Annotated in this window: 27 protein-coding genes, 1 tRNA gene and 2 pseudogenes; 6 read left to right on the top strand and 24 right to left on the bottom strand. The window is 70.9% G+C overall.

The annotated features are described in order from the left end of the window. Position 1: 1 nt before the first annotated feature. The 13 genes from AC5WS8_RS20500 to AC5WS8_RS20440 form a co-directional block, all read right to left on the bottom strand. A complete protein-coding gene (locus AC5WS8_RS20500; protein WP_496104878.1) occupies positions 2–238 on the bottom strand; it encodes a hypothetical protein in 237 nt (78 codons plus the stop codon). Then, positions 235–549 carry a hypothetical protein gene (locus AC5WS8_RS20495; protein ID WP_496104877.1) on the bottom strand — a complete coding sequence of 105 codons (315 nt, stop codon included), beginning with the start codon at positions 547–549 and terminating at the stop codon, positions 235–237. The genes AC5WS8_RS20500 and AC5WS8_RS20495 overlap by 4 nt, the downstream gene beginning before the upstream one ends. Beyond that, positions 546–1,118, bottom strand: a complete 573-nt coding sequence (locus tag AC5WS8_RS20490; protein WP_496104876.1) for a hypothetical protein — start codon at positions 1,116–1,118, stop codon at positions 546–548. Before AC5WS8_RS20490 ends, AC5WS8_RS20495 begins: the two co-directional genes overlap by 4 nt. Then, positions 1,115–2,014 (bottom strand): recombinase RecT, encoded by a 900-nt coding sequence (locus AC5WS8_RS20485; RefSeq protein ID WP_496104875.1) that lies wholly within the window; start codon positions 2,012–2,014, stop codon positions 1,115–1,117. The genes AC5WS8_RS20490 and AC5WS8_RS20485 overlap by 4 nt, the downstream gene beginning before the upstream one ends. Next, on the bottom strand, positions 2,011–2,949 hold the full coding sequence (locus tag AC5WS8_RS20480; protein WP_496104874.1) for a YqaJ viral recombinase family nuclease: 939 nt from the start codon (positions 2,947–2,949) through the stop codon (positions 2,011–2,013). The genes AC5WS8_RS20485 and AC5WS8_RS20480 overlap by 4 nt, the downstream gene beginning before the upstream one ends. Next, complete coding sequence (locus AC5WS8_RS20475; protein ID WP_496104873.1) at positions 2,946–3,230, bottom strand: hypothetical protein; 285 nt, start codon at positions 3,228–3,230, stop codon at positions 2,946–2,948. The genes AC5WS8_RS20480 and AC5WS8_RS20475 overlap by 4 nt, the downstream gene beginning before the upstream one ends. Beyond that, entirely contained in the window at positions 3,227–3,433 is a 207-nt protein-coding gene (locus AC5WS8_RS20470) for a hypothetical protein (RefSeq protein WP_496104872.1), read from the bottom strand. The genes AC5WS8_RS20475 and AC5WS8_RS20470 overlap by 4 nt, the downstream gene beginning before the upstream one ends. Next, positions 3,430–3,690 carry a hypothetical protein gene (locus AC5WS8_RS20465; RefSeq protein WP_496104871.1) on the bottom strand — a complete coding sequence of 87 codons (261 nt, stop codon included), beginning with the start codon at positions 3,688–3,690 and terminating at the stop codon, positions 3,430–3,432. Before AC5WS8_RS20465 ends, AC5WS8_RS20470 begins: the two co-directional genes overlap by 4 nt. Further along, the gene (locus AC5WS8_RS20460) at positions 3,687–3,983 is read right to left on the bottom strand and encodes a hypothetical protein (protein WP_496104870.1); all 297 of its coding nucleotides are present in this window, start codon (positions 3,981–3,983) and stop codon (positions 3,687–3,689) included. Before AC5WS8_RS20460 ends, AC5WS8_RS20465 begins: the two co-directional genes overlap by 4 nt. Next, positions 3,980–4,711: a hypothetical protein gene (locus tag AC5WS8_RS20455; protein ID WP_496104869.1), complete on the bottom strand. Its 732-nt coding sequence runs from the start codon at positions 4,709–4,711 to the stop codon at positions 3,980–3,982. The genes AC5WS8_RS20460 and AC5WS8_RS20455 overlap by 4 nt, the downstream gene beginning before the upstream one ends. After that, complete coding sequence (locus tag AC5WS8_RS20450) at positions 4,708–5,106, bottom strand: hypothetical protein (RefSeq protein ID WP_496104868.1); 399 nt, start codon at positions 5,104–5,106, stop codon at positions 4,708–4,710. Before AC5WS8_RS20450 ends, AC5WS8_RS20455 begins: the two co-directional genes overlap by 4 nt. Positions 5,107–5,203: 97 nt before the next feature. Beyond that, positions 5,204–5,467 (bottom strand): helix-turn-helix domain-containing protein, encoded by a 264-nt coding sequence (locus AC5WS8_RS20445; protein WP_496104867.1) that lies wholly within the window; start codon positions 5,465–5,467, stop codon positions 5,204–5,206. Further along, the gene (locus tag AC5WS8_RS20440; protein WP_496104866.1) at positions 5,464–5,760 is read right to left on the bottom strand and encodes a helix-turn-helix domain-containing protein; all 297 of its coding nucleotides are present in this window, start codon (positions 5,758–5,760) and stop codon (positions 5,464–5,466) included. Before AC5WS8_RS20440 ends, AC5WS8_RS20445 begins: the two co-directional genes overlap by 4 nt. 263 nt (positions 5,761–6,023) lie before the next feature. Here AC5WS8_RS20440 and AC5WS8_RS20435 point away from each other — a divergent pair, with 263 nt between their 5' ends. Together AC5WS8_RS20435 and AC5WS8_RS20430 are read left to right on the top strand one after the other, a co-directional pair. Then, on the top strand, positions 6,024–6,431 hold the full coding sequence (locus AC5WS8_RS20435; RefSeq protein ID WP_496104865.1) for a hypothetical protein: 408 nt from the start codon (positions 6,024–6,026) through the stop codon (positions 6,429–6,431). Between the two features lie 263 nt (positions 6,432–6,694). After that, positions 6,695–6,946, top strand: a complete 252-nt coding sequence (locus tag AC5WS8_RS20430; protein WP_496104864.1) for a hypothetical protein — start codon at positions 6,695–6,697, stop codon at positions 6,944–6,946. A 2-nt stretch (positions 6,947–6,948) separates the two neighbouring features. Here the strand turns inward: AC5WS8_RS20430 and AC5WS8_RS20425 are convergent, their stop codons facing one another. Together AC5WS8_RS20425 and AC5WS8_RS20420 are read right to left on the bottom strand one after the other, a co-directional pair. Continuing rightward, positions 6,949–8,202 carry a tyrosine-type recombinase/integrase gene (locus AC5WS8_RS20425; protein ID WP_496104863.1) on the bottom strand — a complete coding sequence of 418 codons (1,254 nt, stop codon included), beginning with the start codon at positions 8,200–8,202 and terminating at the stop codon, positions 6,949–6,951. 78 nt (positions 8,203–8,280) lie between these two features. Further along, positions 8,281–8,373: transfer RNA gene (locus AC5WS8_RS20420), tRNA-Sec, on the bottom strand. A 34-nt stretch (positions 8,374–8,407) separates the two neighbouring features. Here AC5WS8_RS20420 and selD point away from each other — a divergent pair. Continuing rightward, positions 8,408–9,415, top strand: coding sequence for a selenide, water dikinase SelD (gene selD / locus AC5WS8_RS20415; protein WP_496104862.1), 1,008 nt, complete (start codon positions 8,408–8,410; stop codon positions 9,413–9,415). Between the two features lie 16 nt (positions 9,416–9,431). Here the strand turns inward: selD and fdh are convergent, their stop codons facing one another. The 4 genes from fdh to AC5WS8_RS20395 form a co-directional block, all read right to left on the bottom strand. After that, entirely contained in the window at positions 9,432–12,692 is a 3,261-nt protein-coding gene (gene fdh / locus AC5WS8_RS20410) for a formate dehydrogenase (RefSeq protein ID WP_496104861.1), read from the bottom strand. 5 nt (positions 12,693–12,697) lie between these two features. After that, complete coding sequence (locus AC5WS8_RS20405; RefSeq protein ID WP_496104860.1) at positions 12,698–13,183, bottom strand: hypothetical protein; 486 nt, start codon at positions 13,181–13,183, stop codon at positions 12,698–12,700. 86 nt (positions 13,184–13,269) lie between these two features. Next, entirely contained in the window at positions 13,270–14,289 is a 1,020-nt protein-coding gene (nrfD, locus tag AC5WS8_RS20400) for an NrfD/PsrC family molybdoenzyme membrane anchor subunit (RefSeq protein WP_496104859.1), read from the bottom strand. Further along, entirely contained in the window at positions 14,286–15,353 is a 1,068-nt protein-coding gene (locus AC5WS8_RS20395) for a 4Fe-4S dicluster domain-containing protein (RefSeq protein WP_496104858.1), read from the bottom strand. The genes nrfD and AC5WS8_RS20395 overlap by 4 nt, the downstream gene beginning before the upstream one ends. A gap of 172 nt (positions 15,354–15,525) precedes the next feature. Here AC5WS8_RS20395 and AC5WS8_RS20390 point away from each other — a divergent pair. Further along, a pseudogene (locus AC5WS8_RS20390) lies at positions 15,526–15,779 on the top strand (MarR family transcriptional regulator); the annotation flags it as partial. 50 nt (positions 15,780–15,829) lie between these two features. Here the strand turns inward: AC5WS8_RS20390 and AC5WS8_RS20385 are convergent. From AC5WS8_RS20385 to ctaD, 3 genes and pseudogenes are all read right to left on the bottom strand, one after another. Beyond that, a pseudogene (locus AC5WS8_RS20385) lies at positions 15,830–16,021 on the bottom strand (DUF4142 domain-containing protein); the annotation flags it as partial. A 46-nt stretch (positions 16,022–16,067) separates the two neighbouring features. Further along, positions 16,068–16,439: a hypothetical protein gene (locus AC5WS8_RS20380; RefSeq protein WP_496104857.1), complete on the bottom strand. Its 372-nt coding sequence runs from the start codon at positions 16,437–16,439 to the stop codon at positions 16,068–16,070. Further along, complete coding sequence (gene ctaD, locus AC5WS8_RS20375) at positions 16,436–18,148, bottom strand: aa3-type cytochrome oxidase subunit I (protein WP_496104856.1); 1,713 nt, start codon at positions 18,146–18,148, stop codon at positions 16,436–16,438. The genes AC5WS8_RS20380 and ctaD overlap by 4 nt, the downstream gene beginning before the upstream one ends. Positions 18,149–18,398: 250 nt before the next feature. Here ctaD and AC5WS8_RS20370 point away from each other — a divergent pair, with 250 nt between their 5' ends. Further along, positions 18,399–19,412: a YihY/virulence factor BrkB family protein gene (locus AC5WS8_RS20370; protein ID WP_496104855.1), complete on the top strand. Its 1,014-nt coding sequence runs from the start codon at positions 18,399–18,401 to the stop codon at positions 19,410–19,412. Between the two features lie 240 nt (positions 19,413–19,652). On the opposite strand, the gene AC5WS8_RS20365 is transcribed toward AC5WS8_RS20370, so the two are convergent. Both AC5WS8_RS20365 and AC5WS8_RS20360 read right to left on the bottom strand, forming a co-directional pair. Next, on the bottom strand, positions 19,653–20,462 hold the full coding sequence (locus tag AC5WS8_RS20365; RefSeq protein WP_496104854.1) for a ribonuclease BN: 810 nt from the start codon (positions 20,460–20,462) through the stop codon (positions 19,653–19,655). 248 nt (positions 20,463–20,710) lie between these two features. Next, entirely contained in the window at positions 20,711–20,944 is a 234-nt protein-coding gene (locus AC5WS8_RS20360; protein WP_496104853.1) for a hypothetical protein, read from the bottom strand. Position 20,945: 1 nt separating this feature from the next. Between AC5WS8_RS20360 and AC5WS8_RS20355 the strand changes: the two genes are divergently transcribed. Continuing rightward, positions 20,946–21,419 (top strand): hypothetical protein, encoded by a 474-nt coding sequence (locus tag AC5WS8_RS20355; protein ID WP_496104852.1) that lies wholly within the window; start codon positions 20,946–20,948, stop codon positions 21,417–21,419. The last annotated feature ends 190 nt before the right edge of the window (positions 21,420–21,609 follow it).

Below are 21,609 nucleotides of genomic sequence, written 5' to 3'. Positions count from 1 at the left end.
GTCAGTCCCCCTCGGTGGTTGTGGTGTGGTCGGCCGCACCGGGGCCGAAGACCTCGTCCAGCTCCGGATCGGCGGCGACGTACGCGTTCAGATGGGCGTCGAGATCTGCCAGCAGCCGCAGCAAGTCCGGTCCGTCGTACGGCACGTAGTCCAGCGACCGGCCGCTCCGGCAGATCGCGACGATCAGCCCCGCCGCGATCAGCCCAACGAACACGAGGACGATCACGGGGACGTTCACGAGACGCCTCCCGCCACGACCGACGTCAGGCACTGCCCACACGTCCAGCCGTCCTTATGCAGCACACCCGCGGTCGTCTGCTCGCACATCGGGCAGTGGTCGAAGCACTGCGCCATCACCGCGCACTCCGGCACATCCGCGAAGTCCGGCGTCGTGTACACCGACGGCGGCCCGAGCAGCTCCTCCAACGGCACCACGCGCGCCGTAGCGCGATGCCGGCCACGCGGGGCAGGCCAGGCGCGGGCGATGGCGACCACGCCCACTCCCACAGCAGTCCCGGCGCCGGTCAGGGCAGTCAGGTAGGCGCTCACGATCCGCCCTCCGCTCTCGTACGACCCTCCGCGCGGGCCAGGCGGCCTTCCAGCGCCCGGCAGCGGTCCACAGCGCGGCGCAGCACGATCGCCGGATGAGTCGGCCGCCAACTGCCCCCGTCGACAGGCCGCTTCTCCAGGTCGGCGGGCGTCGTCCACGCGTGGTGGGCCTTGAGACGCTTCTCCCATTCCTCGATGGCCTTGCGGTCGGCCTCATCACTGGCGGCCTGCCGCTTCTCGGCGCGGTGCTGCTCGAGCGCGTACGCGGTGAGGATCCGCTTACCGACCCGCTTCAACCGCTCCACGCGCCGCTCAAGACTCGCCGCGTACTCGGGGTCGGCCTCGGCGAGCGCGGACAGTCGACGGCCGAGCTCGAGGTTCCGGTCGGCCAGGCGCCGGTTCGCGGTGTCCGCTTCGGCGAACTGGCGGGCCGCGGCATCGGCAGCGGCCTTGAAGGCATCGCGGTCTTCGGCGAACTGAGTGCGTTCGTTGCGGATCCGCTCGCGGTCCGCTTTGACGTCGGCCAACTCGCTCTCGTGACGTCGGCGGGAGACGAATGGCGCCTTCATGACCGGGCCCCCGATCCCGGCTGGCGGGCAGACGGCCACTCCGTGGAGCTCTGCTCGTCGTCGACGAACTCGGCTTCGATCGGGGCCTCGTACTCGTCGGCCCCGTCATCGGGGATTTCTGCCTGCGTCTGCGGTTGCGGCAGCGGCGGTGCGAAGCCGTTGGGTGCCTCACTGGCGACTTCAGCCTGTGCCCGCAGCTGCTCGCGCATGTACTCGGCGGAGGTTGGCACCCACTTGGAGAGGCGACGCGCGGCCGTCTTCAGCCACATTGCTTCCTCGTTGGTGTTCCACGGCGAGTACTCGGCGCCCTTCCCGGACGCACTGTCGGACTTGGCCTTTGCCGCCATGACCTGGTCGCGATTGAGGATGACCACCTTGGACGTGGCGCCGTCCTTCATGACCGCGTACGCGTACACACCGACCAGTTCGCCGCGGTCTCCGCCGAACCAGTCCACGTCGTGCACGGGGCGTTCGTCGCGGCCGATGACGTACCGGAAGGTGTCGTTCGCGCGGACTGTCTCCACGACCACGGAGGACACGGCGCCGGCCCGGTAGATGAGCTCGACGATGCCTTGGTAGCCGACGATCCCCTTGATGATGAAGTTCCAGTTGTGGTCCTTGGACTTCCGGGGTGTGAGGTAGAACTGCTCGGTTCCGGGCTCCAGGCCGAGCCGGGCGGCGGTCTTCAGTTCCCGCAGGAACACGCCGACGTCGGTCTTTGCGGCCTGTTCCAGCATCCGGTTGCCGCGGATCGCGCCGACGGCGAGCCGGATCCACTGGTCGGCGTTGATGTGGGAGGGAACGAGCGCGGCGTATTCCTCGCGGTACTGCTCGACCATGGCGGCCGGGCCGCTGTCGCGGACGGCGATCGCCTGGGAGACGGTGTTATCGGTCATCGGGCGTTCCTTCGGGTGCGTGCAGGCATGAGGGAGTAGGTGCGGCCGTCGCGGACGGTTCGGGTGGCGATGCGCTGGCGCTCGCACACCGCGCGCTGGCCGGTTCCGATGTGGTCGAGCAGCAGGCCCTTGCATGCGGTCAGCTCGTCCTCGGCCGCCCAGAAGACGTCCTGAGCCGCGTAGAAGCGGTCCCGGAGCGCGGTAGGGATCTCTACGTCGACCGGGTCCAGGCCCTCGGGGATCTCGCGGATCGCCTGGTAGGTCGCGGAGTGACCGTCGATGTCGGGACGCTCGTCGGCCGCGAGCGACCGCACGAACTCAGCCGCTGCCTCCCGCATACGCAGAGCGTCGGCCGGGTCGTAGTCGACGATGTACTCGCGGTAGTCCGACAGACCGACAAGGACCGCGACGTAGCAGCGCTGGACGCCGAGGACGTCGAGGTACCAGAGGCACTGCGCCCGGTACCAGACCGGGATCTGGTCGGTGCCCTCCTCGCCCCAGCCCTCATCGTCGTAAGCGGTTTTGGCTTCCAGCAGAGCGGCCGGCCGGGTGTGGGCGATCGGCTCCTGGCCGACAAGGAGCCGGTCCGGATTAGCGATCTGCCACGGCCGCCCTGGCGCGGCGAAGGTGGGCGACTGGACGACGTCGATCTCGGGGTGCCGGTCGGCGAACTCGGCGCAGATGGTGGGCTCGTGCTTCTTGCCCCAGTACATCTGCGGGCTCTCCTCGACGGGCCCGATCATCCCCTTCTTGCGGTGCCAGAGAGAGAAGCGGGACTCGTACGGGGAGATGCCGAGGACGGCGGCGATCTCGCTGCCCCCGATGCCCTGGGCGCGGGTGGCGTGCCACTCGTCGGAGCCGGGCTCGAACGAGCCGAGGACGATCGGGCCGGCGGCCGGGGCAGCAGTGGCCCCGGCCTGCGCGGTCGTCGTCATTCGGAACCGTCCTGGATCTCGCTGACGTGCACCAGGTGACCGAACGGGCCGGCCTTGCCGTAGACGACCTCGTTGTCCGTGGGCAGTCCGGCCATCGCGGAGCGGATGGCGTAGGCGAGGGAGGCGGGGTGGCCTTCCATGTACATCCATGACTGGCCGAAGACGCGGTCGTTCCAGTCCTCGACGGTGAAGTCGTGCTCGCCAGGCCCTTCGCCATGGAGGTCGGCTTTGACGGTGACGGTGTGCCCGGCGAGCGGGTGCGGGGTGGTGTGGGCGCTCATCGGGCGCTGTCCTCTCGGGTGGTGGTGATGCGGGCGCGGCTCGGGGTGAGGGCCCCGGCGAGGGCGGCCGCGGCGAGGCCGACGTCGATGAACACGAGGTCGGCCAGGGCCGGGCTGATGAGCCAGGCGGTGGTGAGTGCGGCGCCGAGGGCGGTGCTGGTGGTGGCGAGCACGTACAGGACGGGGCGCAGGTGGCGGCTCATAGGGCACCGCCCTTCGGCTTCGGCTTCACGCCGGCGGCCTGGTACCACTCGTGGAACTCGGCGGAGCCCATGCCGGGCTCGGAGCCGTCGACGGCGGCCTGCATGGCGGTGGCGGCGGTGAGGGCGAGCGTCGCGTGTACCTGCGCCTCGGCGGCCAGCGCGGCGCCGACGGCCGGGTCCGCGCCGTCCCCGTAGGTGAAGCGGTGGGCCATTCCGGCGAGGCGCTCGGCCTCGCGGTAGTGCTCGGGTCCGGTCATCGGGTTCCTCCGGTGGCGGGAAGAAGCAGAGCGAGGAGCGCGGCCACGGTCAGCGCGGCATCACGCAGGGCGTGGCCTGCCAGGCGCTGGCTCGTGGCGATGGCGCGGTTCAGGTCGTGGCCCGCGTGTACGGCGCCCTGGTGCACGGCACCCGCCGCGCGGCGTACGGCCGGCCGCGGGTCGAAGTCGGCGAGGTCGGCGTCCGCGAACGCGACCGCGAAAGCGATCAGGCCGATCGCGTCCAGGCCGAGGAACCCGGAAGCGGCCCAGTCGGCGGGGGTGTGCGTCGTCATCGCGTGGCCCCCGCGTCGTTGGCGGCGGCCAGGCGCGCGGTCCACCCCGGATAGTCGGCGTCGCAGGAGCACGCCTCGGGGCAGGCGCAGGCGAGAGCGGCGAACGCGGCGTCGGCGGGGTCGAGCTGGTGGGACTGTTCCGCGAGCAGCCCGGGGTCGTCTACGCGGAGGGCTTGTGTCGGCGCGATCCGCCGCGCAATCCCATCCGCCAGCGGCAGCCGCGCGGCGCGCCGCGCCAGCATCCGCGCCTTCACCTGCTCATCGGTCGGCCGCTCCCACGCGTGCAGGCCCACACCGCCAATCCATTGGCGACCGTGCGATCCCTTTGCCTCCCCGCAGTGCTGGCAGCCGTACGGCTCCGACACGCGCTCTCGCATCAGGTCGCGCTCACGACGGGCTCGCGCTGCCTCACGTCCGGCCTCGGCTGCGGCACTCTGCAGCTCGGCGACCTGAGCCCGCAGCTCGGCGTTCTCGGTCACCAGCTCATCGGCCCGCTCCACCAGCGCCTGCGCCGCAGGCACCGCCGCGCCGTAGATCCCGAAGCGGGCGACCTCAGCGACAACTTGGTCCCGCTCGCGCTTCAGCTCGGCGAACTCCGCCGCCGTCTCCGGCGACATCAACAACTGCGCCGACTCCAACGCGAACGCCAACCCCGCCGGCGTCCGCTTCCCCTGCTCCATCGCGGCGGAGATCACACCCGCCGCAGCGTTCACAGCCTGGGTGTTCACGAGGACACCGCCGCGCGCTCGGTGCGGGTCGCCTCGTCGATCTCCCAGATGACCGACTCGTCCGACGCCTGGACCACGGTCACGAACACCGGCACCGGCGGGAACTTCGGTGAGTCCGTCCAGGTCGTGGTGGCCAGCGTGTACGCCGTCTGACCCGACGGCAGCTTCACCGTGCTCACCCGACCGCCCATGACGAACAGCCACTCGGCCAGCACGTCCATGTCCGTCGCCGTCACCAGCACGCTGGACTCCGTCGCCTGCGCTGCCACGTGCGCCTGCGGCAGCCCGTGGTACTCGCAGGTCGACCGGTACGAGAACTCGTTCCCCTCACGCGCGGCTTGCTTGTCGAGCCACGACAGGTGTTGCACGACCGGGGTCTGAGATGATGTGGCCATCGGTGGCCTCTCCTTCTTCTGGTTCGTAGGGGCGCCGTGTTGTCGTGGGGTCGCCAGGCCGGAAAGTCGGGCGGCCCTGCGGCGCGTCAGGGGTGGTTCAGGCCCGCGCCGAGCGGCGAGACGGCAGCGGCACCAGGTGACTCAGCGGATGCGAGTCCGCAGACGAAGCCGGCGCGGATGCCAGCGGGCCGGTCTTCGGCTCGCAGTGGAACAGGGCGTCGATGCGGTCGAGGTCGGCGTCCGAGAACGTCACGACCCGGCCCTTCTTCGAGTGCGGCAGCTTCTTGATGTTCCGGCGCAGCCACGCCTCCTCAACGCGGAGGATGCGTGCTGCCTCGGGGTAGGTGTGCCGGTCGGTCATGTCGGCACCGCGACCCGTTCGGGGAGGGGCTGGGGGTCGTGGGCGGGGACGGCGCGTCCGGTGGGGGCCCACAGGCAGAGGAGGTCGACGCCTATAACGCGACAGATGCGGTGGGCGACGCTGGAGGGTTGGGTCTTGGTTTTTTCGCTCAGCAGGGCGTCGATGGTGCCGTGGGGGACGTCGACGGCGGCGGCGAGTTCGCGTCCGCTGATGCTGGCGCCGGTTCCGGTGCGTTCCATGAGCATGCGGAGGGTTTGCGGCTTGACCAGCTTGTATCGGGGTTCACGAGCCATGTGCGTACCTCTTGGGCGGGATGGCCAGAAATTTGGTCACGGCTTCAGCATGGCACGTAGTTGGGCACTGTGTCCAGATTTTTGGTCAGGCTGGTTGTGCTGATTTTGGTCAGAGCCGGGATGTGGACTGGCGGACCGTGCCTAGGAACCTGGACACTATGCCCAACGAGAGGTGATCTAGAGTGCGCTGAGCAGGATCATCAGACCGCGCGTATCACTAACCACATGGGCACCTCATGCGGCCACCTGTAGGAGAGGCGACGATGGAGACTGGTGAGGAGATGACCGCCCGAGCCGATCTTTCTCAGCTCGTGCGCAACAGGCTGGACGACCTCGGCGAGAGCGTGCGCTCCCTGGCCGAGGCCAGCATCGATCCCGACTGCCCAGAAGAGGGGCCGCAATGGACGCGCGGCACGCTGCAAAACCTGGTCAACGGGGCGAAGATCAAACCACCCACCCTGCCCCAGCTGCGCGCCCTCGCTGACGCCCTGCGCCTCCCACTCGGCCGCGTCCAGGAAGCGGCCGGCGCGCAGTTCTTCGGGATCGACACCGTCTGGTCCGATGACGATGATGTGCGCGCTCTGGTGCATGACTTCCGTGATCTGAGCCCTGAGGATCAGGCGCGGGTGCGGGCCATCGTGCAGTCGTGGAGCCAGCTCAATCGTAGGTGATCCGAAAAGATTGTTACCAGCCGGTTTTTCGACTCACTAGCAGCAACTGGTGGCCATGGGTGGGTAGTTCACTTCACCCCCCTGTGACCAGCGGAGTCAAAAACCCGCACAACTCTTAACTACCCTTAGTCTCACTCTGGTCACAGGGTGATCGGTGTGGCATTGTCGGTGATCCGCCTGGGGGCGCAAAGAGGATCGGTCCGCTCAAGCGTTCGAACGTGTGAACGAATGTGCGAGCATGCCAACGAGGGAGTCCCACACCTATGGCAGACAACGACGCACCAAGCGGCGACGGCTGCGACGACATCCAGGCGTTCGAGATAGACATGGAGTTCGTCGACTCACTGCCCGGCGGCAAAGCCATCATCCCCGTCGAGCGGAAAGGAAAATTCGTCTGGCTGGCCGTCAAAGGCCACGTCTCTCCCCAAGCCCGCGACGAGATGATCGCCAGCCTGAAGCACATCGTGCGCTCCGGCCTGTGGCAGCAGAACTGGCAGCCCCCACAGGCCGACTAGCGTCACACCACCCGGGTCAACCCCGGCGTCGCAGCAGGAGCCAGCATGGCAGCCTCGACGGCGGCACGAATCTCGCCGTCGAGGGCCTGCACCAGATGCCCATACCGGTCCACCGTCGTCGTAATCGACTCATGACCCAGCCGCGCCTGGATCGCCGGCAGCGGAATCCTCTCAGCGATCAACCACGCCACATGCGTATGCCGCAGATCGTGGATCCGCGGTCTCTTCGGCAGCCCCCTCGCGATCGCCGCCTCCACGGCCGGCACCCACCTGCGCCGCCAGAAGTTGTCATGCCGCCACGACTTTCCGAGCCGTGTTTCGAAAAGCAGGTCCTCCGGGCGTTTGCCCGCCATGCGGCGGCGCACCATCTCCATCTGCGCATCGGTCAGCGCGATCACCCGGCGCGCCTTCTTCGTCTTCGGCGGCCCGAGGAAGTAGGCCGGGCCGCCCTCGCCGGGCGCGGAGCGCTTCCACGACCGCTGCACGCTGACCCTGTTGTGGGTCAGGTTGACGTCCCTGACCTGCAGGGCGGTCGCCTCGCCCCAGCGCATGCCCGTGCCCACCAGCCAGTCGGCCAGGTCGCGGGCGTGCGGGTCCTCGATCTCCGCGGCGATGCGGGCGTACTCGTCGTGCTCCAGGAAGCACATCTCATCGTCGATGCCGTCGTCCGTGCGCGGCAGGCGTGTGCCGAGGCAGCAGTTCTTGGACCGCAGTGGCGGGTCGGCTTCGACCGCGGCCTGGACGATCGCGGACAGCAGGCCGTGCCGGTTGGCGATGCTCTTCGGGCTGGCTTCGCGTCGCAGCCACGCGGTCGGCTTGTCCGGGTCGCGCTCGCCGGCCTCCTGAGCGCGTACCCAGTCCTGGATGTCGTCGGCGGTGATGTTCGCGATCGTGGCGTCCACGACGGCTCCGGAGCGCTGCGTGTGCCGGATGATCGCGAAGTGGTTGTCGACGTCGCGTTTGTAGTCGCGGCGGGTGCGTTCGTCGATTCCGGTGAGGCGGTCGATGTAGCGGTGCGCCCAGTCCACGAGAGGCATGTCTCCGTCGACGGCCTGTTCCTCGACGAAGCCCTTGCCTTTGACCCAGCCGGGGGGCCACTGCTGGCCGTGCGCGTCGACCAGCTTCTTGAACTCTTCGGCCGTGGTCTCGTCGCCGAACTTCTCGGTCTCCCAGTCACCGCCGCGGCCTCCTTGGAGCCAGCGGACCTGGTAGATCGCGGTGCCGTCCTTGCGTGGACGTCGTCTGATGCTCGCCATGAGGGGGAGAGTAGGGGAAGAGAGGCGTACGTGTTAGGCCCGCGTTTGGCCCGGATTTCTTAAGCCGCAGGTAGAAGACGGAGGCGGACGGGAATCGAACCCGCCTGCCCGAGATCCTCGGGCACCTCGGTTTTGAAGACCGGGAGGGCCACCAGGCACCCACACGCCTCCACCGCCCGCCAGGCTAGTGCCCCAGGAGACAGGGATGACACCGACCCGCCAAGCAACCGTCCGCCTCACGCAGTTCGCCCACGGTGGCGGCTGCGCCTGCAAGATCCCGCCCGGAGAGCTGGAGGAGGTGGTCGCGGGGCTGACCGGGGCACCGGTCGCCGGCGGCGACACCCCGCTGCTGGTCGGCCTGGCCACCGGCGACGACGCGGCCGTGGTCACCCACCGGGGAACGGCGATCGTCTGCACGGCGGACTTCTTCACGCCGGTCGTGGACGACGCCTACGACTGGGGGCGCATCGCCGCGGCCAACGCCCTGTCCGACGTGTACGCGATGGGCGGCCGGCCCGTGCTCGCCGTGAACCTCCTGGCCTGGCCGCGCGACCGGCTCCCGTTCGACCTGGCGCGCGAGGTGCTGCGCGGCGGACTGGACGTCGCCACCGAGGCCGGCTGCCACGTCGGCGGCGGCCACAGCGTGGACGACCCGGAACCGAAGTACGGCATGGCCGTCACCGGTGTCGCCGACCCCGAGCGGCTGCTGCGCAACGACGCCGGCCGGCCCGGACTGCCGCTGTCGCTGACCAAGCCCCTGGGCACCGGTGTGCTCAACAACCGGCACAAGGCCACCGGCGAACGGTTCGAGCAGGCCGTCGCCACGATGGCCGCCCTGAACCGGGACGCCTCCCGGGCCGCTCTCGCCGCCGGAGCAACCTGCGCCACCGACGTCACCGGCTTCGGCCTCCTCGGCCACCTGCACAAGCTGGCGCGGGCCTCGGGTGTGACCGCCGTGGTCGACACCGCCGCCGTGCCCTACCTGGACGGAGCCCGCGAGGCCGTACGGGACGGATACGTCAGCGGCGGCACCGAACGCAACCTCGAATGGGTGGCGCCCCACACCGACTTCGGGGACACGGACGCCGACACCCGCCTGCTGCTGGCCGACGCGCAGACCTCCGGCGGGCTGCTCGTCGCCGGGGAGGTGCCCGGCGCGCCGGTGATCGGGGAACTCGTGCCGCGCGGCTCCCACTCGGTGGTGCTGAAGTGAGCTTCCACGGCGGTGGTCAGACCTCCGTCCCGGTCTGGTCGTCGATGCCCGCCCGGGCCCGGTAGGCCCGCACCAGCTCGACGGCCGCCGGACCCCGGGGTCGGCGCCCGGGCCGGATGTCGACGGCGAACGCCTTCGTCTCCTGGATATGGGTGTTGGGGTCGAGGGACATGTGCAGCAGCTCGTTGGCCGCGTCGCCCGTGCTGTAGCCGTTCGGCCCCCAGTGGTAGGGCAGGCCGACCTGGTGCAGGGTGCGGTCGTGCACGGTCAGCGGCGGCACCCGGTCGGTCACCAGCACCCGCGCCTCGATGACGTTGCGGGCGCTGACGATCGTCGCCCAGCCGGTGTGCTCCAGGCCGCGCTCGGCGGCGAGTTCGGGTGACACCTCGCAGAAGAACTCCGGCTGCAACTCGGCCAGGTAGGGCTGCCAGCGCGACATGCCGCCCGCGGTGTGGTGCTCGGTGAGCCGGTAGGTGGTGGCGACGTAGGGGAACACCTCCGTGCCCGGCTCGTCGCCGCTCGGCTGGTAGCGGTTGTCCGGAAGCGCCGGCAGCAACTGCCGTACGGGGTTGCGCTGCTGGGGGTGGAGCAGGTTGGTGAAGGGCGAGTCCTGCGGCTCGTAGTGAGTGGGAAGCGGCCCGTCGGTCAGTCCGGACGGCACGAACAGCCAGGCCTTGCCGTCGGCCTGCATGATGAACGCGTCGGTGCCCGACAGCGCCTCGGCGCCCGTGGCGTCCGGCGGGGGCTGGTGGGAGGGCGACTTGTCGCTTGCGAAGTCGGGGATGTCGTGGCCCACCCACTGCGCCTCGTCCTCGTCCCACCACACCAGTGCCTTGCGCTCGCTCCACGGCCTGCCGTCCGGGTCGGCGGAGGCGCGGTTGTACAGGATGCGGCGGTTGGCCGGCCAGGCCCAGCCCCACTCGTTGGCCACCCAGTTCTGCTGCGTGCCCGGCTTGCGGCGCGCCGCCTGGTTCACGCCGTCGGCGTAGACCCCGCAGTAGATCCAGCAGCCGCAGGTCGTGGAGCCGTCGTCGCCCAGCTGCTCGTAGGAGGCCAGCGGGTTGCCCTCGGCGTCGTAGCCGTTGATCTCCGCGAGAACCGCCTCCGCCTCGGGTTCCGCGTGCTCGCCCTTGGTGGGGTAGTCCCAGGTGAGGTCGAGCAGCGGTCGGTCCATCTCGTCGGCCGACCCGGCGAGCTTCTCCCGGATGATGCGGCCGAGGTGGTACGTGAACCACAGGTCGCTGCGCGCCTCGCCGGGCGGTTCGACGGCCTGGTGGTGCCACTGCAGCAGACGCTGGGTGTTGGTGAAGGTGCCGTCCTTCTCGGTGTGCGCGGCGGCCGGCAGGAAGAACACCTCGGTGCGGATGTCCTCCGTGCGCAGCTCACCCGTCTCGATCTCCGGGCCGTCCTTCCACCAGGTGGCCGACTCGATCAGGGAGAAGTCGCGTACGACGAGCCAGTCGAGGTGCGCCATGCCGAGGCGCTGCATCTTGGCGTTGGCGGAGCCGACCGCCGGGTTCTCGCCCATCAGGAAGTAGCCCTTGCAGACGCCCTCCAGCTGGGCCATCACCGTCTCGTAGGTGGAGTGGGAGCCCGTCAGACGCGGCAGGTAGTCGAAACAGAAGTCGTTGCCGGGGGTGGCGGCGTCGCCCCAGTACGCCTTGAGCAGGCTCACCACGTAGGAGCGCATGTTGCCCCAGTAGCCCTTGTGGGCCGCCTCGGCCTCGACGAAGGCGTCCAGGTCCTCGTTCTTGTGCGCGTGCGGCATCGGGATGTACCCGGGCAGCAGGTTGAAAAGGGTCGGGATGTCCGTCGAACCCTGGATGGAGGCGTGCCCGCGCAGGGCGAGGATGCCTCCACCCGGCCGGCCGATGTTGCCGAGCAGGCTCTGCAGCACGGCGGCCGCGCGGATGTACTGCACCCCTACGGTGTGCTGCGTCCAGCCGACCGCGTAGGCGAAGGCGGTGGTCCGCTCGCGTCCGGAGTTCTCCGTCACCAGTTCGCACACCTGGCGGAACAGGTCCTGCGGCACCCCGCAGATCCGCTCCACCATCTCCGGTGTGTAGCGGGCGTAGTGGCGCTTGAGCACCTGGAAGACACAGCGCGGGTGGGTCAGTGTCTCGTCGCGTTCGGGCTCGCCCTCGCCGATCACGGCACCGCCCGAACCGTGCGCTTCACCGCGCGCCGCCTCGGAGACCGAGCTGCCGCCGCCCGTGCGCTCCTCGTACTCCTGGTCGCGCTTGCCGGAGGCCGCCTGGATCTCCGTGCCCTCGTACTGCCAGCTGTTGTTGTCGTAGCTGCGGCTGTCGGCGTCGAGGCCCGAGAAGACGCCGTCGAGGTCCTCGGTGTCCCCGAAGTCCTCCCGCAGCACCACCGGCGCGTTGGTGTACGCCACGATGTAGTCGCGGAAGTACTTCTCGCTCTGCAGGACGTGGTTGATGATCCCGCCGAGGAAGGCGATGTCCGAGCCCGCGCGCAGCGGCACATGGAGGTCGGCCAGCGCGCTGGTGCGGGTGAACCGCGGGTCGACGTGGATCACCTTCGCTCCGCGGGCCTTGGCCTCCATCACCCACTGGAACCCGACCGGATGGCACTCGGCCATGTTCGAGCCCTGGATGACGATGCAGTCGGAGTTCTGCAGGTCCTGCTGGAAGGTGGTCGCGCCGCCGCGGCCGAACGAGGTTCCCAGACCGGGAACCGTGGAGGAGTGTCAAACACGCGCCTGGTTCTCTATCTGAATCGCTCCCAGGGCGGTGAACAGCTTCTTGATCAGGTAGTTCTCTTCGTTGTCGAGGGTGGCCCCGCCGAGGCTCGCGATGCCGAGCGTGCGCCGGGTGCGCGTCCCGTCGACCTCCCACTGCCAGCCGGCCCGGCGCGTCGCGATCACCCGGTCGGCGATCATGTCCATCGCCGTGCCGAGGTCGAGACGCTCCCACTCGGTGCCGTACGGGCGCCGGTACAGGACGTGGTGCTCCCGGGCGCCGCCGGTGGTCAGCTGGAGGCTCGCCGCGCCCTTGGGGCACAGACGGCCGCGGGAGACGGGGGAGTCGGGGTCGCCCTCGATGTGCGTGACCCGCTCGCCCTCGACGTAGACGTTCTGGCCGCAGCCAACGGCGCAGTACGGGCAGACCGACTTCACCACCCGGTCGGCGCCGGCGACCCGGGGAGTGAGCCGCGCGCTGGTGCCGCTCTTGGCGGCGGCCCCGCGGCCCAGCGGGTCGGTGCCCTTGAGCTGGCGGTAGACCGGCCAGGAGTCGATCCATGTGCGTACGCCCATGTCCGCTACTCCTCCCGCTCGGTTCCTGCGGTCGCTCGGGCGCGGACGACGCCGGACTCCGGACGCCGCTTGTCCGCCTGCGGCAGATTCTCCCGCAGGCGGGCGAACACGGCATCCTCGACCGCCAGATGCGGGCGCAGCCGGGCCGCGCGCACGGCACCGGGGACACGCTCTCCCCGGCGCGGGGGCCCCGGCTGCTCGGCGGCCCGCCGCATCCGGCGGTCGGCGGCGGCCCGGCCCCTGACCCACTGGCGTTCCTCGTCCTTGCCGGTGGGGTTCTCCGCCGGCGGGTTGGACAGGTGCCGGGCGGACTCCTCGGACATGCCCGGACGGTGCTGCTCCGCCGTGGTGAGGGGGGTGTCGCCGCCGTCCGCGGGCGGCCCCGTCGCGATCAGGAGGGCCTGTCCCGCGGGTATGCCGAGCCGACGGACGGTCTCCTCGTGGTCGAGGCCGTCCGAGAGCAGGTCCGGCACCTGGCTCCGGGTGGGCATGGCGGCGTTCGCCTCCTTTCGGCCCGGCTGGTCCTGGGTACCCTCGGCGCGGCCGGAGAAACGGCCGTCCCGTGGGGGCCGGAGCGTCACCGACCGCGTGCGTCCAGCCGTTCCCGCTGCGGTACGACCGTGTACTTGGGATCCTCGGCGGACGCCACCCCGGCGTGGAACACGGCGAACCGCAGGGCCGCCGAGCCGGCCAGCAGTGCCGCGCCGGCCGCCGTCGGCAGACGGCGGCCGGGACGCCGGCCCGCGACGGCCGCCAGTACGGCTCCACCCGCCGTGAGCGCCTCCGCGCAGCGCAGCAGCGTACGGGGCCTGCCCTGCTCGTACGGTTCCGCCGCGAGGCCCGTGCGCCCCTGCATCAGGCGGAAGGCGCCCAGCTCCAGGGCGGCACCCAGTACCGCCATACGGCGCGCGGGCCCCGCCTGCGCCGCCGGGGCGCCCACCAGGCCCAGCCCGGCCGCCGCGCTCGCGGCGGACCCCGCGAAGACGAACGGCATCTCACGGTAGCCCTCGTGCCAGGAGGGCACCGCCGTGTCGGAGACCAGGACGGCGGTGTAGGTGGCGACCGCCGGGCCCAGGACGGCCGCGCCCGCCGTGGCGGCGGCCCCGGCCGCGCGGCAGCGGCCCGCGACGTCGGCGGCCGCGGCGGCCACCGTCAGCGGTGCGTAGCCGACGAGCAGCCAGGACCCCAGGTTCATCGGCGAGGTCGGCTTGAAGACGCGGAGCATGTTGATGAAACGGGCCGGGCGGCCCAGGTCGTGCACGAGTGCGGCCAGCGACAGGGAGATCGCGCCCGCGGCGCCCAGCTTGCCGGTACGGGCCAGCCCCGGCCGCCCGGTGGCCTGACCCCCGGCGGCGAGCAGCGACGACGCGCCCGCGAGGCCACCGAGGTAGAGGTAGCCCGCGATGTCGAGGGGTTTCCACACCGGCTTGTTCAGGATCGGTTTGCCGTAGTACGAGGAGAACCGCGCCTCGGGCACCACGGACCGCTCGCCGCGCCCGCGGCGCCGCCGACGGCGTCCGGTGTACGCGCCGGTGAGAGCCTCGCGGCCGGGGCGGGCCCCTTCCACGCCGTGGCGGGTGACGTCCGATCCGGTCATCGTGGCCTCCTGGCGAAGCTGACGGCGGCCAGCGCCGCGAGCGAGGCGGCGGCCGCCGCCGCGTGCCGCCACATCGAGGGCAGGTCCCGGGTGGTGACGACCGGGTCGGGCGGCAGACCGTAGACCTCCGGCTCGTCCAGCAGCAGGAAGAACGCTCCGTCGCCGCCGACACCGTCCTCGGGGCTCTCTCCGTACAGGCGGGCGTCGGTGACGCCGGCGGCGTGGAGCTGGGCGACTCGGGCGGCGGCGCGCTCGCGCAGCTCGTCGAGCGGGCCGAACTGGATGGAGTCGGTGGGGCAGGACTTGGCGCACGCCGGTTCCATCCCGACGCCGAGCCGGTCGTAGCACAGGGTGCACTTCCACACCCGCCCGTCGCGGGGACGCTGGTCGATGACGCCGTACGGGCAGGCGGGCACGCAGTATCCGCAGCCGTTGCAGACGTCCTCCTGGACCACCACCGTGCCGAACTCCGTCCGGAACAGCGACCCGGTCGGGCACACGTCGAGACAGGCCGCGTGGGTGCAGTGCTTGCAGACGTCCGAGGCCATCAGCCACCGCAGTTCGGTGCGTCCGTCCGGGGACACGGGCGAGATCTCCCCGGCCGGTGCGCCGGCGGGCGCGGGTGCGGGGGCCGTACCGTGTGCGGGGGTCGTCGCTCCCGGGCCCGGGGAGGAGGCGGAGGTGCCGAGGTTTCGGGCGGCGTCGAACACGTCGACGTCCCGATGGCCGACACCGGGTTCCTGACCGCCCAGCGGTTTGCGCTGCTCGATGAACGCCACGTGCCGCCAGGTGTCCGCGCCGAGCCCCTGCGTGTTGTCGTAGGACATGCCGGTCAGTTCCAGGCCGTCCTCCGGTACGCCGTTCCACTCCTTGCACGCCACCTCGCACGCCTTGCAGCCGATGCACACGGAGGTGTCCGTGAAGAAACCCATGCGCGGCGGGGGGTCGGTGTACCCGGCCGCCTTCGCCACGTCCGGTTGCGGACCGAACAGCAGGTCGTCGCGCACGGCCTCCTCGCCTGCCCTGCCTGCCCCGCCGGCCTCCGCAGCGCTGCCACGCGTCATGCCCCAACCTCCTCGCCCGGGCGTCGACGGCACCCCTCGCGGTCGGCCCTCACCCGCGTTTCGAGCCTGGCACGAGTCCCCCGGACACGCGCGCCGGAAACCCCTCGGAGCACTCCGGTACCGGTGGCGTCGCAGGGGGTGAGCGGCGGGTGCCGCGCGGCGGAGGGGACGTGTGCCGCAGCGTGAGCGCCCCGCGCGAGCCGTGGACGACGTCGATGCGGTGACCGCGCCGTCACGACCGCGTCCGGCTGCCGACGGGGATCGCCGCCCGTTCCCTGGCGCGGGTCGCGGAGCCGGTGGCCCTCCCGCGGTTCCGGATGCTCGTGATGTCCGCCGGGGGCCACCAAGCTGGTTGTCCTTGCCGGCCTGCTGCAGGTGGCCCCCTCCACCGCCCTGCGCACGGTCGACCGGCCCATCGCGGCCGGATCCTCTCGCCCGACGGTCCGATCCGCCCGTCACCCTCGCGCAGGCGGACGTCAGTTGGCCGAGGGGCCGGGCGTGGCGGCGGCCGTGTTGATGTTCAGGTCGGGACGCGGGGTGAGGACGACCACCGGCTCTCCGGGCTGGGGCGCCGGCGGGGTGAGCTGGTCCTTGGGGAGCTTGGGCGGGGTCGTCTGCTGGAAGTTGGCCTGGTCGAAATTGACCGTGCCCGTCTTCTCCATCATGGTGTGCCGTGCGTCACAGAAGGATCGGAGGAGCAAGAGGGGGGTGCGCTCAGCGCCTCGGGGTGCACACGGCCGTGACCAGGCCCGCGACGGCGAGCAGGGCGCAGGCGCACGCGACGTGGCCCTTGATCAGCGTGCGCCGCAGCGCGGTGTACCGGGCCTCGTACTCGTCCCGCAGCTCCCGGGCGCGCCGGGCGATGGTGGCCAGCGTCTGGCGGGTGACGTCCAGACGCCGGCTCACGTAGTGGCGCACCAGGTCCTCGGCCTGAGCGGTCGTCAGCCAGGGGAGCCGCGCGCACAGGGCCTCCGCCTCGCGGTGCGCCCTGTCGTACTCCGCGTGGGCGAGCAGGTAGCCCTCGACCTCGGCGGCGAGCGCGTGGCCCTCGGCGTGCGGTGCTCTGTCGTCCCCTGCGGCGCTCACCGCGGGGGCTCCTGGTGTCCCGGTGCCTCGATGACGTCGCGCCTGCCGGTGTAGGTCGCGTAGTCGACCTCGGCCAGGTCGGGGTGGTGCAGGTCGAAGGCGGGGGACTCGGAGCGGATCCGGGGCAGGGTCGTGAAGTTGTGGCGCGGCGGTGGGCAGGAGGTCGCCCACTCCAGCGAGCGGCCGTAGCCCCAGGGGTCGTCGACCCGGACGCGTTCGCCGTACTGCGCCGTCTTCCACACGTTGTACAGGAAGGGCAGCGTGGACAGGCCCAACAGGAAGGCGCCGATACTCGAGACGGTGTTCAGCCAGGTGAAGCCGTCGGCGGCCAGATAGTCGGCGTAGCGGCGGGGCATGCCCTCGGCGCCGAGCCAGTGCTGGACGAGGAAGGTGGTGTGGAAGCCGACGAACAGCGTCCAGAAGTGGATGTACTCCAGGCGGTGGTCGAGCATGGTGCCGGTCATCTTCGGCCACCAGAAACTGAATCCACCGAACATCGCGAACACGATCGTGCCGAACAGTACGTAGTGGAAGTGCGCGACCACGAAGTAGCTGTCGGTGACCTCCCAGTCGAGTGGGGGCGAGCCCAGAATCACGCCGGTCAGCCCGCCGAAGAGGAAGGTGACGAGGAAGCCGGCCACCCACAGCATCGGCGGCTCGAAGGACAGCGAGCCGTTCCACATGGTGCCGATCCAGTTGAAGAACTTCACCCCGGTCGGTACCGCGATCAGATAGGTCAGCAAGGAGAAGAACGGCAGCAACACGGCCTGAGTGGCAAACATGTGGTGGGCCCACACGGTGATCGAGAGGCCGGCGATCGAGATCGTCGCACCGACCAGGCCCATGTAGCCGAAGATCGGCTTGCGGGAGAAGACGGGGATGATCTCGGTGATGACGCCGAAGAACGGCAGGGCGAGGATGTAGACCTCCGGATGCCCGAAGAACCAGAACAGGTGCTGCCACAGGACCGCCCCGCCGTTGGCCGGATCGAAGACATGCGCGCCGAAGCGGCGGTCGGCCTCCAGCGCGAAGAGGGCGGCGGCCAGCACGGGGAAGGCGAACAGGACCAGGACCGAGGTCAGCAGCACGTTCCAGGTGAAGATCGGCATCCGGAAGATCGTCATGCCGGGAGCGCGCATGCACACGATCGTGGTCAGGAAGTTGACCGCACCGAGGATGGTCCCGAACCCGCTCAGTGCCAGCCCCATGATCCACAGGTCGGCACCGAGCTGGACGGTGCCTTTGGGGCCGCTGAGCGGGCTGTAGGCCGTCCAGCCGAAGTCCGCCGCGCCGTTGGAGGTGAGGAAGCCGCTCATCACGATCAGCGCGCCGAACAGGAAGAGCCAGTACGACAGCATGTTCAGCCGCGGGAAGGCCACGTCGGGCGAGCCGATCTGCAGCGGCATGACGGCATTGGCGAAGCCGGCGAAGGTGGGAGTGGCGAACAGCAGCAGCATGATCGTGCCGTGCATCGTGAACAGCTGGTTGTACTGCTCCTTGGACACGATCTGCAGGCCCGGACGTGCCAGCTCCGCCCTGATCAGCAGCGCCATCATCCCGCCGATCAGGAAGAAGGCGAACGACGTGATCAGATACAGATGCCCGATCCTCTTGTGGTCCGTCGTCGTCAGCCACGCCACGACCACGCGCCCCAGGTGGCGACGCCCTTCGACCGGTACGAGCGTGACCGGCTCCGTCTGTGTGGTCATCGAAACAACTCCAGATACCGGGAAAAGCCGCGAATGGGAATTCTGCGGTCAAAGATCCCGTAACAGTGCTTGATGCGCACGCGCATGCGGCTGAATGGCTCCTCGTGTCGGACGAGGGCATGGTGCGCCCGCCGCCCATGAGGCGGTCGGCGGCGACGCCCGGTGGCGGGTGCATGCCATCCGGCATATCCTCACCACCAGGAAGCCGTGAAGTGCCGGCAGGTGACCGGCGGAGCGCACGAGGCTGAGCATGGGAGTCGTGGCCCGCGTGGACGCGTACCAGCGGCGCCACCGCTGGGCGGGGCTGCCCCTCGCTGTGCTCTACAAGTTCTACGACGACCAGGCGACCTACCTCGCCGCGGTCCTCACCTACTACGCGTTCCTGTCGCTCTTCCCGTTGCTGCTGATCCTCGTCTCCGTCCTCGGTACCCTGCTCAACGGCGATCCCGAACTGCGGCAGCGCCTGCTGAACTCCGCGCTCCACGAGTTCCCCGTCATCGGCGACCAGCTCGGCGAGAACATCCACTCCTTCCACGGCAGCGGCATCGCCCTCGCGGTGGGCGTGGCGGGCAGCCTGTACGGTGCCCTGGGCGTGGCCCAGGCGGCGCAGCACGCGCTGAACAAGATCTGGGCGGTGCCGCGGCACGCGCGCCCCGATCCGTTCCGGTCCCGGTTGAGGGGCCTGCTGTTCCTGTCGATCCTCGCGCTCGGGCTGCTCCTGACCACGGGGCTGTCCGTGGCGGAGTCGCGGGCGAGTGTGTTCGGGGCCCGGCTGGAGACCGGCGTCAGGGTCGCCGCCGCGGTCCTGGCCATCGTCCTCAACGCGGCCCTGCTGCTGCTCATCTACCGGACGCTGATCCGGCGCCGGCTGCCGCTGCGCCGACTGGGCGGCGCCGTCCTCGGCGGTGCCCTCGCCTGGCAGCTGCTGGAGTGGGGCGGCTCGTACTACGTCAGTCATGTGCTGCGCGGTGCCACGGCCACCTACGGTCTGTTCGGCATCGTCCTCGGACTGCTGGCCTGGCTGTACCTCGGCGCGCTGGTCTTCCTCATGACGGCAGAGGTCAGCGCGGTCCGGATCATGCGGCTGTGGCCGCGCAGCCTGCTGACCCCGTTCACCGACCGGGTGGAGCTCACACCGGCCGACCGCCGGGCCTATCGGTCGTACGCGGCCACCGAGGCGTTCAAAGGCTTCGAGAAGATCAGGGTCCGCTTCGGTCCGCCACCACGCCCGCCCTCCGACGACCCTCCCGGGGAAGCGGACTGACGTCGATGCGTCGGGTCCGCGCCGCGCTGCGACACGACGCCTGCACGGCGCGCTGTGACACGACGCCTGCACGGCGCGCTGTGACACGACGCCTGCACGGCGCGCTGTGACACGACGCCTGCACGGCGCGCTGCGGCACGGCGCCTGCACGCCGCACCGCGGCACGCCGCTCGTCCCAACGGGGATGCCGCGGGGTGACGCGGGCACCGTTCCGCCCCGTGGCCCCTACGCCCCGGCCGGTCAGTGCTGGACGTGCGGCCGCCAGTGGTGTTCGCGGAACCAGCGGCCGAAGAGCGCACCGCCGTAGACCACGAACCCCACTCCGGTCAGCCACGACTCCAGCACGAGGACGACGCCGAGTGGGCCGTAACTGACCGCGTTGCTGACGATGAGCGGGGTGAAGACCAGATAGGAGAAGCCCCGCAGACCGACCAGCCCCACCATGGTGGCGAGCGCGCCCGGCAGCAGGTCACGCCAGCGGACCTGACCGCCCAGCAGGAAGCGCTGGCCCCACCAGAAGAACAGCACGCCGGTCGCGAGGGACACCGTGACCCGCAACCAGCCTTCCAGGGCGAGACGCGTCTGCACCTCCTGGTAGAGGTAGGCGGTGAGCACGATCAGCCAGGTGGCCTGGCGCCAGATGCGGTGCCAGGAGCCGGGAGGCAGGTTCCAGATCCGCTCGTACCCGTTCTGCACGCTGCCGCCGAAGGACACCCCGAACACGGCGAGCAGAATCCCGCCCCACAGGCTGGTCGCGCTGATCACCTTGCGCGGCGCGGTGGTGATGTCGGTGACCACGTGTGCGGAACGACCGGACAGTCCCATGCCGTCGACCAGCCACGACGTGAAGCCCCCGCGCCCCAGGGGATCGGCGGCCGCCACCACGATCAGCAGGGGCGCCAGCGTCACCAGGGCCAGCGTGGCGAAGCCGAGGGCGCGGTGCATCAGCTCCAGTTCACGGCCGCGCCGGACCAGGTCGTACGTCTTCAGCCGGTCCCACACGTGGTGCACGGCCTGCCGGATCAGCTTCACGGCCCGCTCCGCGATCATCCTCCCGCTCCCTGGGTGCCCCGCCGATGCATGACGGGTGATCGGGGGACGGGGGGACAAACGTGGGAGGCCGTGGGCAGGCCCGCCGTGATGTGACGGGATTCCACCGGGCCACGGGCGGTGGCCCGGGTCACGGGGACGCCGCGGGCCGTTCCCGCCCGGTGCGGTGGCACGGTGGCCGGGAGGCGAAGGGCCGTCGACGGGCGGGCGACCACCGGACCCGCCGTCGGGCGCCGCGACGTTCGGCGTCACTTCGAGGCGGTGAACCGGGCGAGAAAGCCCTTGTGCCGGAGCACGGCGTAGCCGATCGCGAGCCCCAGGGCCATCGGCGCCTCGAGGGCACCCGCGACGGCCAGTGCGCCGAGCCCCACGTACAGGGGCAGTCCGTGCGCGGCGGGCAGGACCCGGCGCGCGGTGGCCAGCGGGACCGCGACGGTGTCGACCGCCCGGGCGGCGGCCTCGCCGAGCGAGGGGACGGTCAACGTGATCGTGCGCCCCCCGGAGGAGGCGGGCGGTTTCCTCGCCGGCCGCCTCGAGGCCGACTGCCGGGTGACAACCGGCCGCGGCGCGACGGTCTGCCTCGCGGTCGCCTGCCCCGTCACCACCTGGCGCGCTGCCGACTGCCTCGCGGTCGCCTGTCTCGCGGTCGTGTCTCCGGTGGTCGGCCGTTTCGCGGCCGACCGCCGGGCGACGGGCCGCGTCACGGACGACTGCCGCGCGGCCGGCTGCACCGCGGTCGCCGGTGCTGCGGCCACCTGTTTCGCGGTCGACGGCGCTGCGGGCGCCCGTCTCGTGGCCGACTGTCTCGCGGCGGTCCGTCTCGTCGCCGAGCGTGTCGCCGCCGGCTGTCCGGCGGCCGGCCGGCGCACGGCCGACGGGGCGTCGGGGCGCTGCCTGCCGCCCGCCTCCGAGGCGGGCGGCGCCGCCTTCGTACTGCTCGCCGCCGTGCGTTTCTGAGTGGTCTTCACCGGGCGCTTCTGCGCGGTCCTTCGCGCGGGATTCGGCGTGGTCACGGTTCACATCCGTTCGTGGGTCCGGGACGTCGCCCCCCACCGAGGCAGACGGTACCGGCGGGGACAGGGGCCTGCGAGCCGGGAAGCCGTTCGGACCAGCCCGCCGGGCGGGCGTGCCGGGTGCGCGCAATGAT

It is taken from the genome of Streptomyces sp. PTL18 (genome assembly GCF_059510295.1).
This window is presented reverse-complemented; position numbering and strand designations above follow the sequence as displayed.